The following is a 14,078-nucleotide window of genomic DNA, read 5'->3' as shown; positions in this document are numbered from 1 at the left end:
GCCGAACTGTCAGACCGGTGGGAGCTTCGCGGGGCGCAGGGCTCGCATCAGGGTCAGGAGCGTCTTGTTGAGGGGCACCGGGATTCCGTGCTTCTCGGCCGCTCGGATCAGAGGGCCGGTGATGTGCTCGTGCTCGGTGGGCAGGCCTGCGAGCCGGTCGTAGAGCATCGACGTGCCGTTGGTGGGCGGGAACTTGTTGATGTAGTCGTCCAGCACCTGCTCGGCGTCGGCGTGCGCGAGGTCGGCGCCTTCGGCGCGGGCCACCTCCACCGCTTCGGCGAGGATGCCCTCGCACAGCTCCCGGACGTCCGGTTCGGCCAGCACGTCGAGGCGGCGCAGGGCGAGCGCGGTGATCGGGTTCGGCGCCAGGTTGGTCAGCATCTTGCGCCACATCGCGGTGTGGAAGTTCTCGGTGGGCCGGACGGTCAGCGGGCCGCCGGAGACCAGCTCGGCGAACCGCTCGCCGACCGCGCCCGCCTCGACCTGCATGGTGGCGGGGGAGCGGCGCACCACGTGCCCGGGGCGCACCCGTTCCGCCGCGACGTAGATCAGCGCGGGCAGCACCGGGCCGCGCAGGCCCATCCCGGCGACCGACTCGCGGTGCTCGACGCCGTTCTGCACCACCACGATCGGCGCGCGGCCGTCGTCCAGCCGCTGCAGCCAGCCCGCCGCGCTCGGCACGTCCTGGACCTTGGTGGTCAGCAGGATCCAGTCGGCTCCGCGCACCGCGCCGGGCTCGGTCGCCACCGTCGCCGGGATCTCCGCGGCGCCGTCCGGCGTTTCCACCGTCAACCGGTCGAACGGGGTGCGCACGCACAACGTCACCTCGTGCCCGGCGGCGTGCGCTGCCGCCGCGAGAACTCCGCCGATACCACCCGAACCGATGATCGCGATGTGCACGGCACGGACATTACCCGCCCGTACGGGCCTCCCGGTCCACCTCGCCGGTCAGCACCGCGTCCAGGGCGTAGCGCGTCGGTTCGTCCAGCTGGTCGTAGCGGCAGGACTCCGGGTCGCGGTCCGGCCGCCACCGCACGAACTGCGTGGTGTGGCGGAACCGCGCGGGGTGCCCGCCCTCGGTGTGGTCGTAGGAGACCTCGACGACCCGTTCCGGCCGCAGCGGCACCCAGGGCTGTTCGCTGCTGTTCCAGCGGTTGACCGAGCCGGGCAGCCGGCGGCCCGTCGCGTTCGGGCCCAACCACGGGTGCTCGCCCTCGGTGATGAGCCCGGCGAGCTCGGTGGCCAGCTCGCGCCGGCGGGCGGCGGAGAACGCGCCGACGACGCCGACGTGGTGCAGCACGCCGCGCTCGTCGTGCAGGCCCAGCTGCAGCGAACCCACCGCGGTGCCGGGCTCGGTCTTGGCGTGCCAGCGCAGCCCGGCCACCACGCAGTCGGCGGTGCGCGAGTGCTTGATCTTGAGCATGGTCCGCTTGCCGGGCAGGTAGGCGCCGCCGGTGGGCTTGGCGATGATGCCGTCCAGCCCGGCGCCCTCGAAGATCCGGAACCACTCCGCCGCGGTGTCCGGGTCGTCGGTGACCGGTGTGGTGCGCAGGCCGGTGCGATCGAGGCCGAGTCCGGCGAGCAGTTCGCGGCGCTCGGTCTGCGGGGCCTCGGTGAGGTCGCGGTCGTCGAGCGCCAGCAGGTCGAAGGCGATGAAGGTGGCCGGGGTCTGCTCGGCGAGCAGGCGGACGCGGCTGGCCGCCGGGTGGATGCGCTCGCTCAGGACGTCCCAGTCCAGCCGGTCGCCCGCGTCGTCGCGCTGGATCACCACCAGCTCGCCGTCGAGCACCGCGGGCCGGTCGAGGTGCTCGGCGACGGCGGCCAGCACCTCCGGGAAGTAGCGGTCGAGGGACCGGCCGGTGCGGGACTGCAGCCGCACCGGCGGATCGGCCCGCGGATCGGCGAACACCAGGCAGCGGAAGCCGTCCCACTTCGGTTCGAAGAGCAGTCCGCCCTGCCTCGGGATGCCGTCGGTCGGGCTGGCCAGCATCGGTTTCACCGGTGGCTGCAGGGGGAGCACAGCGGACCTCCTCGGTCAGCGGACGCGTTGGCGCGGCGCCCGGTCCAGTCGCAGGCGGATCGCTGTGGGCAAGGTATCGGTACCCAGCGCCTCGCGGGCGCGGGAGAGGACTTTCGCGTCGAGGTCCTCCCACACCTGCCGGACGTTGGTGCCCTCCTGCAGGGACAGCGTCAGGCGCAGCGACGGGCGCCGCTCGTCACCGGCCATCCGCACGTGCGCCCGGTTGACGCCGGTGACCTGCTCGGCATCGGCGCGCACCGCTTCGGTCAGCGCCGCGGCGGTCACCGTCAGCTCGGCGCCGCCGCGCTCCAGCCGCAGGTCCGGCCGGGATTCCGGGCGCAGCGCCCGGATCAGCCACCACAGGCCCAGCACGAACAGCAGCACGCCGAGCACGATCGCGATCACGAGGGCGAGCTGCGAGTTGTCGCTCAGCCACTGCACCACGATCGGGTCGGCCAGCGGGCGCTGCGCCCGGAAGAGACCGAGCCAGCCGGTCCCGACCAGCAGCACCGCGGCGCCGAGCAGCACCGCGAGCAGCGCGACCACCGTGACGACGCCGCGTTCGAAGCCCAGAGCGCGGCCGGTGGGCGTCGTGCTCGGCTTGATCTCGGGCCGTCCCGCCTTCCCGCGATTTTCAGCGGTGGTTGCGTTCGGGGTCGATCCCGCGTTTCGCGGATTCTTGTGGCTGGGTTGCATCACGGTCCCCTGAGGTGCGGTTGAGCAGGACTCGACACGAGGGGTGTCATCGCCGCTCCTTGGGCGTGCTCACTGACACCAGCACCTTCGGGGTGCTGCGCAGCGGCAGGTCGTGCACGGCGTGCTCAGCGGTCTCGGTCAACCGGCTCCGCAGGTCGCCCGCATCGCGGAACTGCGAGCTGGCGCGGACCTGGACGCGCTTGGCGCTCGCGGTCACCGAGGCGGTGGCGACCCCGTCCTGGTCGCGCACCTGGTGCCCGACCAGCCGCGCCAGCGAGCGCGGATCGGTGGTCACCGTGACCTCCGGCGCCGGATCGTGCAGCCGGATCTCGCGCCGCCGGGAGGTCGTCGCGATCAGCAGCAGGAGCAGCCCGGCCACCAGCACCGCGGCGGCGATCGCCCGGACCGGGGCGTCGTCCCACGACACCACGCTCAGCGCGGCGTGGACGCGCTGCCAGGGAACGATCAGGTCACCGGTGCCCGGCCGCACCAGCGCGCCCACCGCCTCGACCACCAGCACCACGCCGGCAGCGGCGACGGCCAGGCCCAGCAACGTCGTGATCAGCCGAACGACAAAGCGCATGTGCTCACTCCACCCGGGGCGGTGCGTCCGCGGCGACCAGCGCGGACACGGTGACGTCGACGGTGCGCACCTGGCAGTGGGTCAGGCGCGCCAGCTCCTCGCCGATCCGGGTGCGCAGCGCCGCGACGGCTTCGCGGACCGGCGCCGGGTAGCGCAGCGCCACGTCCAGCCGGACGCGCAGCGCGTCGTCCGGGCCGGAGATCTGGGCGCTGGCCCCGTGCTCGCCGATCCCGAGCCCGCCGATCCGGCGGCGCGTCCGCGCGCTCCCCGGGTCCTGGTCGGCGGTGTGCTCGGCGATCTTGCGCAGGACCGAGCGGCTGATCTGCAACCGGCCCCGGTCGGCGGGATCGGCCCGCTCGGCGGTTCCGGTGCTCATCGGTCACGTCCGCGGCCGAGGATGTCGCCGATCTCCAGCTCGCCGTCCAGCAGCCTGCCGACCACCAGCCCGAGCGCGCCGACCAGCAGCGCGATCAGGAAGCCGGTGAATCCGCCGAGCGCGGCGGCCGCGCCGAGGATGAGCCCGGCGAGCAGCCCGGTCTGTGTCCAATTCATCTGGCAAACCCTCCAAGGGACTGTCTTCGGCTTGTTCTCAGCGGACTCGGGGCGGGCGGTTGCGGCGGGCCCGCCAGTCGCGGAACCGGCGCACCAGGCCGCGGATCCCGCGCGGCCGGTGCACGACCACCACCGGCGCGTCGCAGCGGTCGCGGCCCGCGCGCAGTTCGGCGAGCCCGGCGGCGAACGCCTCCGGGTCGCCCCCGACGTCCGGGTGGTGCGCCCGGACGAACGCCCGGATCGCGCGGCGGGTGTCCGGATCCTGCTGCACAGCGACCATCATGCGCCCTCCGGCGGTTCCTCAGACGTGATCACGTCGGCCACGGTGATGTCCACCGGGACGCCGCCCGCGATCGCGGCCAGCTCGCCGCGCAGCTCGGTCAGCACCTCCGGCAGCGGCCGGTCCAGCCGCAGCACCACCCCGACCTCGACCGCGCGCTCGCCCACCCGGACCCCGGTGACCCGCTGCCCGGGCTGGTAGGTGGCGATCTCGCCGTACTGCCCGCCGTGCAACCGCGCCACCGCGGGGTGGGCGAGCGCCCGGTCGGCGAGCGCGCTGGCGGAAACCTGCTCCGGCATTCGGCGGACGTCCTCCTGGATTGTCAGAGCCTGCTGGTGGCCGGTCCGCGTGCGTGCTCGAAGCGGCTGGCACCGCTTGCACGAGCGCGGACGGCTTCGCCGACAGGCTCTTCCCTAGCGGGCGGTGGTCACTCGACGCGGGAAGCGGCCGGCTGGGCGGGCTCCTCGCCGTCCTCGTTGGGCAGGTGGATGTCGTTGACCGCGATGTTGACCTCGATGACCTCCAGCCCGGTCATCCGCTCGACCGCGGTGATCACGTTGCGCCGCACCGCGCGTGCGAGGTCCACGATGGACGCCCCGTACTCGACCACGATGTCCAGGTCGACCGCGGCCTGCTTCTCGCCGACCTCGACCTGCACGCCGGAGGTGGAGGAAGTGCCGCTGCCGCCCGGGATCCGCTCCCGGATCGCGCCGAACGCCCGGGAGACCCCGCCGCCCATCGCGTACACGCCGGAGATCTCGCGGGCCGCGATGCCGGCGATCTTCTGCACCACCGACGCCGCGATGGTGGTCTTGCCCTGGGAGGTGTCGTCGGCCAGCCGGTTCGGCGCCGTGCTCGTGCGAGTCTCCGGGATCCGCCGGTTCTCCGTGGTGCTGCCGCGCTCCTCGCTCGCGTTCTGCGTGCTCCCGCTGTTCTGAGCCATGGAAATGACGCTCCTTCACGGTTGCGCCGGCGCCGCGTCGGCCCGGCGTGTTCTGGTACGAGTCGGATGCGGGCACCCGACGTGATCTTGCGCGGCTGTGTGCCACGTCACTATTCTCATCCCGGCGGCTCGACGTCGGCGATGCGTACCCACACCGTCGGCGCGCCCGCGCCCAGGACGTCCCGCAGGTCGGCGGCCAGGTCCTGCTGGATCCGCTCGGCGAGGCTCGCCGGGAGCAGATAGCGGACGGCCAGGTCCACCTGCACCTCGTCGGCGTCGCCGACGCAGCCGCGCAGGTGCACGCCCGGGTGGCGGGCGAGGATCTCCGCGCACAGCTGCCGCGTCAGCAGCACCACCGCCTGCGGGTGGATCCGCAGCGCGCCGCCCTCCTGGGCGAGTTCGACCGGCGAGGCGCCGAGGCCGCCGCGCACTCCGCGGACGGTCATCAAGGCGCGCTCCACCAAGCCGTGCGGCGGTTCGACGGGGATCTGCGCGGTGCGCCGCACGGGCGCCCAGACGGCCTTCAGCTCCGCCAGCTCGGCCTGGCAGTGCGGGCAGGTCCGGACGTGCTCGGCGAGTTCGGGCGGGGCGCTGTCGGTGAGGACGTCGAGCAGCTCGGCTTCGGTGCGGCCGCAGGGCAGCGCCCAGTCGGCGGAGTGATCAGCCATCGCGCATCTCCCGCAACCTGGCCAGCAGCGTCGTGCGCGCCCGGTGCAGCCGGGAGCGCAGCGCGGGCACCGGCACTTCGAGCACCTCCGCGATCTCCTCGTAGCTCATGTCCTCCAGCTCGCGCAGCACCAGCGGCACGCGCTGCGAGGGTTCGAGCGTGTTGATGGCCCGGTGCACGAGCGCAGCCTCCTCGCTGCGGACAGCGTGCCCCTCGGGGTCGACCGTGCCGCGGTCGGAGATCAACTCGGCGGTCGGCTCCAGCGGCACCGTCGGCCTGCGGCGGCGGACCTGGGCCAGGGCCGCGTTGGTGACCACCCGGTAGAGCCACGTCGTCGGGGCCGATTCGCCGCGGAACCTCGCCAGGCCCCGCCAGGCCGACACCCACGCCTCCTGCACCGCGTCCTCGGCCTCCGCGGAATCCCCGAGGACGCGGTAGGCGACGCGGTACATGGTGGCACTGTGCCTGCGGACCAGCTGATCGAAGGCGTTCGCGTCGCCGCGTTGCGCGGCGGCCACGAGCGCCTCGTCGGTGCCGGCCCCAACAGTCACCCGCGCATTCTCGCGTAACGGAGCAGGAGCAGCGATTCCGCGTGCAGAACCGAGTCCAACCGCATGCTCCGCGGCGTCTCGACACCGGATCCCACCGCGATCCGGCCGGCATCGCCGCTGGCCAGCACGGGGGAGAGGGTCAGGCACAGCTCGTCGACGAGGTCCTGGTCGATCAGCGAGCCGAACAGCCTCGGCCCGCCTTCGCAGCCGATGCGCCGCAGCCCGCGCTCGGCCAGCGCGTCCAGCGCCACCCGCAGGTCCACTTCGGCATCGCCGGTGACCACGACGTCGGCGCCGGCGTCGGCGAGTTCGGCCCGGCGCTGCGCGGGCGCGGCTTCGGTGGTGAGCACGATGGGCGGCACCGCGGTGTCGGTCAGCAGCGGGGAATCCAGGGGCAGCGAGGCGTGTGCGGTGACCAGCGCGATCGGCGGGATCTCCGACAGCCCGTGCCGCTCGCGCCGCTCCGCGCGGACCTCGGTGCGCTTGATCCCGCGGTAGCCCTCGATCAGCGCGGTGCCCACGCCGACCAGCACCACGTCCGAGAGGTCGCGGATCAGGCCCAGCACGCGCTGGTCCACCGGCGCGGACAAGCCGCGCGAACTGCCCTTCACGGTCACCGCGCCGTCCAGGCTGGAGACGAAGTTGACCCGCACCCACGGGCGTTCCAGCTGCTCGGGGAAGGCGTAGAACCGTTCCAGCTCGTCGTCGACCTGCCGCGCGCCGTCCAGCGGCCAAAGCTCGTCCACCACGTGCCCAATCCCACCACGTCCGGGGCCCCGGCGGGTGAGCAGGAGCACGTGCCCGCACGGCCGGACGGCGAGGTGCCCGGTTATAGAGTCGGCGCATGAGTTTTCCGCGTCTGGCCGACCGCCGTCCTGAGCTCACCCCGGACGAGCTCGTCCAGGCGATGACTCCGCCGCCGATGTTCGACGCGGTCCGCTTCGACACCTACGTCCCCAACCCCGACGAGCCCAGCCAGGCGGCCGCGGTCCGGGAGTGCGCGGCGTTCGCCGAGCGGATCAACGCCGACGGCGGCGGTTCGTGGCTGCGCGGGATGTTCGGCAAGAAGAAGGCCGACGGCGGCAAGCGGGGCCTCTACCTCGACGGCGGCTTCGGCGTCGGCAAGACCCACCTGCTCGCCTCGCTGTGGCACGCCACCGAGGGGCGCAAGGCATTCGGCACGTTCGTCGAGGTCACCGGCCTGGTCGGCGCGCTGGGCTTCGCCGAGACGGTGCGGCGGCTGTCCGGGCACAAGCTGCTGGCCATCGACGAGTTCGAGCTGGACGATCCCGGTGACACCATGCTGGTCACCCAGCTGATCGCCAAGCTCACCGACGCGGGCGTGCACATCGCGGCCACCTCCAACACGCTGCCGGACAAGCTCGGCGAGGGGCGGTTCGCGGCGGCGGACTTCCTCCGCGAGATCCACGCGATGTCGGCCCGCTTCAGCGTGCTGCGCGTCGACGGCCCGGACTACCGGCACCGCGGGCTGCCCGAGGCGCCGCCGCCGATGAGCGACGACGAGCTGGTGCGCCTCGCGGAGGCGACCGACGGTTCGACGCTGGATGACTTCGACGAGCTGTGCGACTTCCTCGCCGGGCTGCACGCCTCGAAGTACGGCCGCCTGCTCGACGGCGTGACCGCGGTGCACCTCAGCGGCGTCCACGCCGCGCCGGACCAGGACGTGGCGCTGCGCCTGGTGGCCCTGGCCGACCGGCTCTACGACCGCTCGATCCCGGTGCGCGTCTCGGGCCAAGCGCTGTCGGCGCTGTTCACCGAGGAGATGCTGCAGGGCGGCTACCGGAAGAAGTACCTCCGCGCGATCAGCCGCCTGACCGCGCTTTCGAGGGACCTCGCCACCTCCTGACCACCCTTCCCGGTGAAGCCCACTTCAACTCGCACGCAGCCAACGCCCAGCGCGAACGCCGTCCGAGCGGTGGGTGCTGCGCCGGTTTCGCACGAAACCGTCACCCGGGTGACAGCGCCCGGATGACGGCCGTGGTTCAGCGGGCCAGGACGTCGGTGATCGCGTCCAGGCCGGTGTCGAGCTCCTCGCGGGTGATCACCAGGGGCGGGGCCAGGCGCAGGGTGGTGTCCTGGGTTTCCTTGCACAGGACGCCGCGCTCGACCAGGGCTTCGCTGACCTCGCGGCCGGTCGGGCCGCCGGGGGCGATCTCCACGCCGGCCCACAGCCCGCGCCCGCGGACCTCCAGCACTCCGCGGCCGACGAGCTCGCCGAGCCGGGCGTGCATGTGGGCGCCGAGCTCGCGCGAGCGCTCCTGGAACTCGCCGGTGCTCAGCAGGCGGATCACGGCGCGCCCGACCGCGCAGGCCAGCGGGTTGCCGCCGAAGGTGGAGCCGTGCTGGCCGGGGCGCAGGACACCGAGGACGTCGTCGCGGCCGACCACCGCGGACACCGGCAGGATGCCGCCGCCGAGCGCCTTGCCGAGGGTGTAGAGGTCGGCGCGGATGCCGTCGTGCTCGCTGGCCAGCAGTTCACCGGTGCGGGCCAGGCCGGACTGGATCTCGTCGGCGATCAGCAGCGCGCCGTGCTCGTCGCAGAGCCGCCGCAGCCGCGGCAGGTAGTCGGCGGGCGGCACGATCACGCCGGCCTCGCCCTGGATCGGCTCGACCAGCACCGCCGCGGTGCGCTCGTTGATGGCCGCTTCCACCGCGGCGGCGTCGCCGTACTCGGTGACGCGGAAACCCGGGGTGTAGGGCCCGAACCCGTCGTGCGCGACCGGGTCGGTGGAGAACGACACGATGGTGGTGGTGCGGCCGTGGAAGTTGGACCCGGCGACGATGATCTCCGCCTGGTTCTCCGGCACGCCCTTGACCTGGTAGGCCCACTTCCGGGCGATCTTGATGGCGGACTCGACCGCCTCCGCGCCGGAGTTCATCGGCAGCACCCGGTCGGTGCCGGTGAGCTCGGCGAGCTCGCGGCAGAACGGGCCGAGCTGGTCGTGGTGGAACGCGCGGCTGGTCAGCGTGACCCGGCCGAGCTGCTCGGTGGCCGCGGCGACCAGCGCGGGGTGCCGGTGGCCGAAGTTCAGCGCCGAGTACCCGGCCAGGAAGTCCAGGTGGCGCCGTCCGTCCACATCGGTCATCCAGGCACCGTCGGCCTCGGCGATCACGACCGGCAGCGGGTGGTAGTTGTGCGCGCTGTACTGGTCGTCGAGGGCGCGGAAACCGGCGGCCTTCGACGAAGCTTCGAGGTGCGACGGAACGGCAGTCATGGACACAAGGCTATGTCGCGGACGGCGAAGATTTCAGCCGCTAGGCGTTGCTTGCGACGGCACTTCGTTGCGTGGTCGACGTCAGTGTCGTCTGATCGTTGTTTCACCCGGGGAACTGGGCGTCGGCTTGACATCATGTGGCCGACGGGCGGTTCGCAGCGGCGGAAGGCGGGACATCGATGCCGGACGAGGGTGAGTACCGGGTGTACCTGGGCGCCTACACGGGCGCGGATTCGGCGGCCGACGGCATCCGGTCGGCCACCGCCGACGGGCGCGGCTCGCTGCGGTGCGGCGAGAGCGTCGCCGAGATCCACGACCCGTCGTTCCTGGCGCTCGCGCCGGACGGTTCGACGCTGTTCGCGGTCAGCGAGCGGCGCGACGGCCGGGTCTTCGCGCTGGAGATCCGCGACGACGGATCCCTCCGCGAGCTGAACTCGCAGCCGACGCTCGGCGCGGCTCCGTGCCACTTGAGCGTGCACCCGTCCGGGAAGCACCTGCTGACCGCGAACTACGAGTCCGGCAACCTGGTGGTGCACCCGATCGACACCGGCGGCGTGCTGCGCGAACCGTGCCACGTGGTGCAGCACAGCGGCAGCGGCCCGAACCCGCAGCGCCAGGAGGGCCCGCACGCGCACCAGGTGCTGCCCGATCCCACCGGCCGGTTCGTGCTGGCGGTGGACCTGGGCACCGATTCGGTCTACAGCTACGACTTCGACGTGGACAGCGGGCACCTGGCCCTCCGGCACGAGCTGTCGCTGCGCGCCGGCACCGGGCCGCGGCACCTGGCGTTCCACCCGGACGGCGAGCGCGCGTACCTGGTCAACGAGCTGGCGTCGTCGGTAACCGAGCTCGGATACGACCCGTCCTCGGGTGCGCTGGAACCGGGGCGGACGCTCAGCGCGCTGCCGCCGGACTACGGGCGGCCGAACCTGGCCGCCGAGGTGGTGGTGACGCCGGACGGCCGGTTCGTGCTCGCCTCCAACCGCGGCCACGACAGCATCGCGGTCTTCCAGGCCGATGCCAGCGACGGCGAGTTCCGGCTGCTCGGCATCCACCCGGCGGGCGTGGCCGAGCCCCGCCACATCGCGCTGTCCCCGGACGGCCGGGTCCTGTTCGCCGCGGGCCAGCGCAGCGACGACGTGCAGGCGTTCGTGATCTCGCCGCACGGCGAGCTGACCCCGCTCGGCGCCCCTGTTGCCACTCCGACGCCAGTCTGCATCCTCCCGGTGCCATGATGGCACCACACGTGGTTGCCGCTTTCGATTCGCCTCATATTCGCAGGTGAAGTCCTGGACCACGCTGTCGTCAGGGGTGGTCGTTCGTTTCGGTGTGCCACCCCGGACTTGCGATGGCATCGTGTTGGTGCCATGATGGTGCCATGGATCTCACGTCGTACGTCGACAACCTGCGCCACCAGCTCGCCGTCGCGGCCGAAGCGAGCGGGGAGGACGCCCGGGTGCTCGCCGAGCGCCTCACCGCGCCGCTCGACTCGGCCATCCGGCTGACCCTGCTGGACGCGCTGTCGGCTGCCGCCGACGAGATCACCCGGGACCTCGCCCCGGGCTCGGTCGACCTGCGGCTGCGCGGCGGGAATCCCGGCTTCGTCGTGACCCCGCCGCCGGCCGAGGAAGACGCCGAAGCCGAGGCGGAACCGGAGCCGCCGGAGCCGCAGGCCCCGCAGGAGGGTGACGACGGGGCCATGACGCGGATCAACCTCCGCCTGCCCGAGCACCTCAAGGCGCAGATCGAGGCGGCCGCCAACCGCGACGGCCTGTCGGCCAACGCCTGGCTCGTGCGCGCCGCGTCCGCCGCGCTGGAACCGGGACGCCGCACCACCCGCCGTGCTGCGCGCGGCGGCCAGCACTACACCGGCTGGGTTCGCTAGCCACCGGAACTCTTCCGCTCACCGCACATCCCCGACCAGCGGGGATGCTCATCGAAGTCCCCAGGAGGGCACCGCCATGCCGAAATTCGACACGCCCGGACCGATCTCCGCGACCATCGAGCTCGCGCTCGGCGACGTCCGGATCATCGCCGGCGACCGCGCGGACACCGTGGTCGAAGTGCGTCCCACCGACAGCTCCGACAGCAAGGACGTCAAGACCGCCGAGCAGGTCCGGGTCACCTGCTCGAACGGGAACCTGCAGATCCAGGGCCCGAAGGGCCGGTCGCCGTTCAGCAAGGTCGGCTCGGTGGACGTGGTGGTCGAGCTGCCGACCGCCTCGCGGCTGCGCGTCGACGCGGCCGCGGCGAGCTTCCGCTGCGAGGGCACGCTGGGGGAGTGCCGGTTGAAGACCGCGGCCGGCCACCTGCAGCTCGACCGGACCGACTCGCTGACCCTGAACACCGCCGCGGGCGACGTCAGCGTCGAGCGCGTCGCAGGCCGCGCCGAGATCACCACCCACAGCGGCAGCTTGCGCGTCACCGAGATCGAGGGCTCGGCCGCGATCAAGAACTCCAACGGCGCGAGCTGGATCGGGCTGGTCCGCGGCGATCTGCGGGTGAGCGCCGCCAACGGCGACATCACGGTGGACAGCGCGCAGGCGTCGGTGAACGCCAAGACCGCCAACGGGACCATCCGCCTCGGCGAGGTCGTCCGCGGCGAGGTGTCGCTGGCGACGGCGATGGGCGGCCTGGAGATCGGCATCCGCGAGGGCAGCGCGGCCTGGCTGGACGTGCGCTCGTCCTTCGGGCGCGTGCACAACTCGCTGACCGCCGCGGACGGCCCGGCTGACCCCGACGAGAAGGTGGAGGTGCGCGCCCGGACCTCGTTCGGCGACATCACCGTCCGCCGCTCCACCGAGGCCTGAGCGGAGGACGAGATGACGAAACCGGCGATCGAAGCCGTCGGGCTGCGCAAGTCCTACGGCCACAAGCTCGTGCTCGACGGCATCGACCTGCGGATCCCGGAGGGCAGCATCTTCTCGCTGCTGGGTCCCAACGGAGCGGGCAAGACCACCACGGTGCAGATCTTGAGCACGCTGCTCAGAGCCGATGCCGGGGCGATACGCGTCGCCGGGCACGACCCGGCGACCGAGCCCGACCGCGTGCGGTCGGCGATCGGCGTCACCGGCCAGTTCGCCGCGGTGGACGACCTGCTCACCGCCGAGGAGAACCTGCTGCTGATGGCCGACCTGCGGCACCTGCCGCGCGCGGAGGGGCGGCGGCGCGCCGCCGAGCTGCTCGACCGGTTCGACCTGCGGGAAGCCGCCCGCAAACCGGCCGCGACCTGCTCCGGAGGCATGCGCCGCAGGCTCGACATCGCGATGACGCTGATCGGCGATCCGCGCATCATCTTCCTGGACGAGCCGACCACCGGCCTCGACCCGCGCAGCCGCCGCGGCATGTGGCAGCTGATCCGGGAGCTGGTGGCCGACGGGGTGACGATCTTCCTCACCACGCAGTACCTGGAGGAGGCCGACCAGCTCGCCGACCGCATCGCGGTGCTCGACCGCGGCCGGATCGTGGCCGAGGGCACCGCGGCGGAGCTGAAGAGCCGGATCCCGGGCGGCCACGTCCGCCTGCAGTTCGGCGACCTCGCCGAGCTCGAATCGGCGGCCGGCGCGTTCGGCGTGCTCGCCCGCGACGACGAGGCGCTGACCCTGCAGGTGCCCGGCGACGGCAGCCTCCGGACGCTCCGGGCGCTGCTGGACCGGCTCGACCAGGAGTCGATCGAGGTCGAAGGGCTGTCCGTGCACACGCCCGACCTCGACGACGTCTTCCTCGCCCTCACCGGGCAGGCCGAAGGTGCTCAGGAGGTGCTGCGATGACCATCGCCCACGCGGTCCGCGATTCGCGAACGATGCTGCGGCGCAACCTCCTGCACGCGCTGCGCTACCCGTCGATGACGTTGTCGGTGGTCGGCATGCCGATCGTCATGCTGCTGCTGTTCGTCTACGTCCTCGGTGGCGTGCTGGGCGCCGGTCTGGGCACGAGCGGCAGCTACGTCGACTACCTCGCGCCCGGCATCATCCTGATGGCCGCGGCATCCGGCTCGATGACGGTGGCGATCTCGGTGTGCTCGGACATGACCGAGGGCATCATCAACCGGTTCCGCACCATGCCGATCTCCCGCGCGTCGGTGCTGACCGGGCACGTGGTCGGCGGCACCGTGCAGACCGTGCTCAGCGTCGTGCTGATCACCGCGGTCGCGCTGCTGGTCGGCTTCCGGCCGACGGGCGCTCCGCTGGACTGGCTGGCCGCGCTCGGGCTGGTGACCCTGGTCAGCTTCGCGCTGAGCTGGATCTCGGCGGCGGCGGGGCTGATGACCAGGAGCGTGGAGACCGCGAGCAACATCGTGCTGCCCCTGTCGCTCCTGCCGTTCATCGGCAGCGCCTTCGTGCCGACGGACTCGATGCCGCCCGCGGTGCGCTGGTTCGCCGAGAACCAGCCGTTCACCCCGATCATCGAGACCATCCGCGGCCTGCTGATGGGAACCCCGGTCGGTGCGAACGGGATGCTCGCGGTCGGCTGGTGCGCGGTCATCGCCCTGGTCGGCTACCTCTGGGCCCGGGCGGCCTTCAACCGCGCACCGGCCTGATGGGTCGTGA

The 14,078-nt window shown here is 72.7% G+C and carries 19 protein-coding genes; 6 read left to right on the top strand and 13 right to left on the bottom strand.

What is annotated here, in order from left to right; all coding sequences use genetic code 11:
- Nucleotides 1-9 precede the first annotated feature (9 nt).
- The 12 genes from ATL45_RS02755 to ATL45_RS02700 form a co-directional block, all read right to left on the bottom strand.
- Nucleotides 10-900 carry a 2-dehydropantoate 2-reductase gene (locus ATL45_RS02755; RefSeq protein WP_246025131.1) on the bottom strand — a complete coding sequence of 297 codons (891 nt, stop codon included), beginning with the start codon at nucleotides 898-900 and terminating at the stop codon, nucleotides 10-12.
- A 10-nt stretch (nucleotides 901-910) separates the two neighbouring features.
- The gene (locus ATL45_RS02750; protein WP_093157525.1) at nucleotides 911-2,020 is read right to left on the bottom strand and encodes an ATP-dependent DNA ligase; all 1,110 of its coding nucleotides are present in this window, start codon (nucleotides 2,018-2,020) and stop codon (nucleotides 911-913) included.
- A 15-nt stretch (nucleotides 2,021-2,035) separates the two neighbouring features.
- The gene (gene amaP / locus ATL45_RS02745; RefSeq protein WP_094030733.1) at nucleotides 2,036-2,716 is read right to left on the bottom strand and encodes an alkaline shock response membrane anchor protein AmaP; all 681 of its coding nucleotides are present in this window, start codon (nucleotides 2,714-2,716) and stop codon (nucleotides 2,036-2,038) included.
- A gap of 46 nt (nucleotides 2,717-2,762) precedes the next feature.
- Nucleotides 2,763-3,299: a DUF6286 domain-containing protein gene (locus ATL45_RS02740; RefSeq protein WP_093157527.1), complete on the bottom strand. Its 537-nt coding sequence runs from the start codon at nucleotides 3,297-3,299 to the stop codon at nucleotides 2,763-2,765.
- A gap of 4 nt (nucleotides 3,300-3,303) precedes the next feature.
- Nucleotides 3,304-3,675, bottom strand: coding sequence for an Asp23/Gls24 family envelope stress response protein (locus ATL45_RS02735; RefSeq protein ID WP_093157528.1), 372 nt, complete (start codon nucleotides 3,673-3,675; stop codon nucleotides 3,304-3,306).
- Nucleotides 3,672-3,851, bottom strand: coding sequence for a hypothetical protein (locus tag ATL45_RS02730; protein ID WP_093157530.1), 180 nt, complete (start codon nucleotides 3,849-3,851; stop codon nucleotides 3,672-3,674). The genes ATL45_RS02735 and ATL45_RS02730 overlap by 4 nt, the downstream gene beginning before the upstream one ends.
- A 37-nt stretch (nucleotides 3,852-3,888) precedes the next feature.
- Nucleotides 3,889-4,134: a hypothetical protein gene (locus ATL45_RS02725; RefSeq protein ID WP_246025130.1), complete on the bottom strand. Its 246-nt coding sequence runs from the start codon at nucleotides 4,132-4,134 to the stop codon at nucleotides 3,889-3,891.
- Nucleotides 4,131-4,430, bottom strand: coding sequence for a hypothetical protein (locus tag ATL45_RS02720; protein WP_093157532.1), 300 nt, complete (start codon nucleotides 4,428-4,430; stop codon nucleotides 4,131-4,133). The genes ATL45_RS02725 and ATL45_RS02720 overlap by 4 nt, the downstream gene beginning before the upstream one ends.
- Nucleotides 4,431-4,558: 128 nt before the next feature.
- Nucleotides 4,559-5,074, bottom strand: a complete 516-nt coding sequence (locus ATL45_RS02715; RefSeq protein WP_093157533.1) for an Asp23/Gls24 family envelope stress response protein — start codon at nucleotides 5,072-5,074, stop codon at nucleotides 4,559-4,561.
- Between the two features lie 116 nt (nucleotides 5,075-5,190).
- Nucleotides 5,191-5,742: an anti-sigma factor gene (locus ATL45_RS02710; RefSeq protein WP_093157535.1), complete on the bottom strand. Its 552-nt coding sequence runs from the start codon at nucleotides 5,740-5,742 to the stop codon at nucleotides 5,191-5,193.
- On the bottom strand, nucleotides 5,735-6,292 hold the full coding sequence (locus tag ATL45_RS02705) for an RNA polymerase sigma factor (RefSeq protein ID WP_093157536.1): 558 nt from the start codon (nucleotides 6,290-6,292) through the stop codon (nucleotides 5,735-5,737). The genes ATL45_RS02710 and ATL45_RS02705 overlap by 8 nt, the downstream gene beginning before the upstream one ends.
- Nucleotides 6,289-7,041: a pyrimidine reductase family protein gene (locus tag ATL45_RS02700; protein WP_211841167.1), complete on the bottom strand. Its 753-nt coding sequence runs from the start codon at nucleotides 7,039-7,041 to the stop codon at nucleotides 6,289-6,291. The genes ATL45_RS02705 and ATL45_RS02700 overlap by 4 nt, the downstream gene beginning before the upstream one ends.
- Before the next feature lie 95 nt (nucleotides 7,042-7,136).
- Between ATL45_RS02700 and zapE the strand changes: the two genes are divergently transcribed.
- Complete coding sequence (zapE, locus tag ATL45_RS02695; RefSeq protein WP_093157538.1) at nucleotides 7,137-8,159, top strand: cell division protein ZapE; 1,023 nt, start codon at nucleotides 7,137-7,139, stop codon at nucleotides 8,157-8,159.
- 136 nt (nucleotides 8,160-8,295) lie between these two features.
- Here the strand turns inward: zapE and rocD are convergent, their stop codons facing one another.
- Complete coding sequence (gene rocD, locus ATL45_RS02690) at nucleotides 8,296-9,528, bottom strand: ornithine--oxo-acid transaminase (RefSeq protein ID WP_093157539.1); 1,233 nt, start codon at nucleotides 9,526-9,528, stop codon at nucleotides 8,296-8,298.
- Nucleotides 9,529-9,707: 179 nt separating this feature from the next.
- Between rocD and ATL45_RS02685 the strand changes: the two genes are divergently transcribed.
- From ATL45_RS02685 to ATL45_RS02665, 5 genes are all read left to right on the top strand, one after another.
- Nucleotides 9,708-10,763: a lactonase family protein gene (locus tag ATL45_RS02685; RefSeq protein WP_093157595.1), complete on the top strand. Its 1,056-nt coding sequence runs from the start codon at nucleotides 9,708-9,710 to the stop codon at nucleotides 10,761-10,763.
- 143 nt (nucleotides 10,764-10,906) lie between these two features.
- On the top strand, nucleotides 10,907-11,413 hold the full coding sequence (locus ATL45_RS02680) for a toxin-antitoxin system HicB family antitoxin (RefSeq protein WP_177242060.1): 507 nt from the start codon (nucleotides 10,907-10,909) through the stop codon (nucleotides 11,411-11,413).
- Between the two features lie 76 nt (nucleotides 11,414-11,489).
- The gene (locus tag ATL45_RS02675) at nucleotides 11,490-12,338 is read left to right on the top strand and encodes a DUF4097 family beta strand repeat-containing protein (protein WP_093157542.1); all 849 of its coding nucleotides are present in this window, start codon (nucleotides 11,490-11,492) and stop codon (nucleotides 12,336-12,338) included.
- A 12-nt stretch (nucleotides 12,339-12,350) separates the two neighbouring features.
- Nucleotides 12,351-13,298, top strand: a complete 948-nt coding sequence (locus ATL45_RS02670) for an ATP-binding cassette domain-containing protein (protein WP_093157544.1) — start codon at nucleotides 12,351-12,353, stop codon at nucleotides 13,296-13,298.
- Complete coding sequence (locus tag ATL45_RS02665) at nucleotides 13,295-14,068, top strand: ABC transporter permease (RefSeq protein ID WP_093157545.1); 774 nt, start codon at nucleotides 13,295-13,297, stop codon at nucleotides 14,066-14,068. The genes ATL45_RS02670 and ATL45_RS02665 overlap by 4 nt, the downstream gene beginning before the upstream one ends.
- The last annotated feature ends 10 nt before the right edge of the window (nucleotides 14,069-14,078 follow it).

Origin of the sequence: Saccharopolyspora antimicrobica (assembly GCF_003635025.1) — a bacterium.
Lineage (GTDB): Bacteria > Actinomycetota > Actinomycetes > Mycobacteriales > Pseudonocardiaceae > Saccharopolyspora > Saccharopolyspora antimicrobica.
The sequence above is the reverse complement of the archived record's forward strand: the minus strand, read 5'-3'. Positions and strand labels throughout refer to the sequence as shown.

What these genes read in the sequence shown, in the direction of transcription:
- amaP (WP_094030733.1), bottom strand. Translation starts at nt 2,716, where the DNA reads ATGCAACCCAGCCACAAGAATCCGCGAAACGCGGGATCGACCCCGAAC.
- ATL45_RS02740 (WP_093157527.1), bottom strand. Translation starts at nt 3,299, where the DNA reads ATGCGCTTTGTCGTTCGGCTGATCACGACGTTGCTGGGCCTGGCCGTC.
- ATL45_RS02735 (WP_093157528.1), bottom strand. Translation starts at nt 3,675, where the DNA reads ATGAGCACCGGAACCGCCGAGCGGGCCGATCCCGCCGACCGGGGCCGG.
- ATL45_RS02730 (WP_093157530.1), bottom strand. Translation starts at nt 3,851, where the DNA reads ATGAATTGGACACAGACCGGGCTGCTCGCCGGGCTCATCCTCGGCGCG.
- ATL45_RS02725 (WP_246025130.1), bottom strand. Translation starts at nt 4,134, where the DNA reads ATGATGGTCGCTGTGCAGCAGGATCCGGACACCCGCCGCGCGATCCGG.
- ATL45_RS02720 (WP_093157532.1), bottom strand. Translation starts at nt 4,430, where the DNA reads ATGCCGGAGCAGGTTTCCGCCAGCGCGCTCGCCGACCGGGCGCTCGCC.
- ATL45_RS02715 (WP_093157533.1), bottom strand. Translation starts at nt 5,074, where the DNA reads ATGGCTCAGAACAGCGGGAGCACGCAGAACGCGAGCGAGGAGCGCGGC.
- ATL45_RS02710 (WP_093157535.1), bottom strand. Translation starts at nt 5,742, where the DNA reads ATGGCTGATCACTCCGCCGACTGGGCGCTGCCCTGCGGCCGCACCGAA.
- zapE (WP_093157538.1), top strand. Translation starts at nt 7,137, where the DNA reads ATGAGTTTTCCGCGTCTGGCCGACCGCCGTCCTGAGCTCACCCCGGAC.
- rocD (WP_093157539.1), bottom strand. Translation starts at nt 9,528, where the DNA reads ATGACTGCCGTTCCGTCGCACCTCGAAGCTTCGTCGAAGGCCGCCGGT.
- ATL45_RS02685 (WP_093157595.1), top strand. Translation starts at nt 9,708, where the DNA reads ATGCCGGACGAGGGTGAGTACCGGGTGTACCTGGGCGCCTACACGGGC.
- ATL45_RS02680 (WP_177242060.1), top strand. Translation starts at nt 10,907, where the DNA reads ATGGATCTCACGTCGTACGTCGACAACCTGCGCCACCAGCTCGCCGTC.
- ATL45_RS02675 (WP_093157542.1), top strand. Translation starts at nt 11,490, where the DNA reads ATGCCGAAATTCGACACGCCCGGACCGATCTCCGCGACCATCGAGCTC.
- ATL45_RS02670 (WP_093157544.1), top strand. Translation starts at nt 12,351, where the DNA reads ATGACGAAACCGGCGATCGAAGCCGTCGGGCTGCGCAAGTCCTACGGC.
- ATL45_RS02665 (WP_093157545.1), top strand. Translation starts at nt 13,295, where the DNA reads ATGACCATCGCCCACGCGGTCCGCGATTCGCGAACGATGCTGCGGCGC.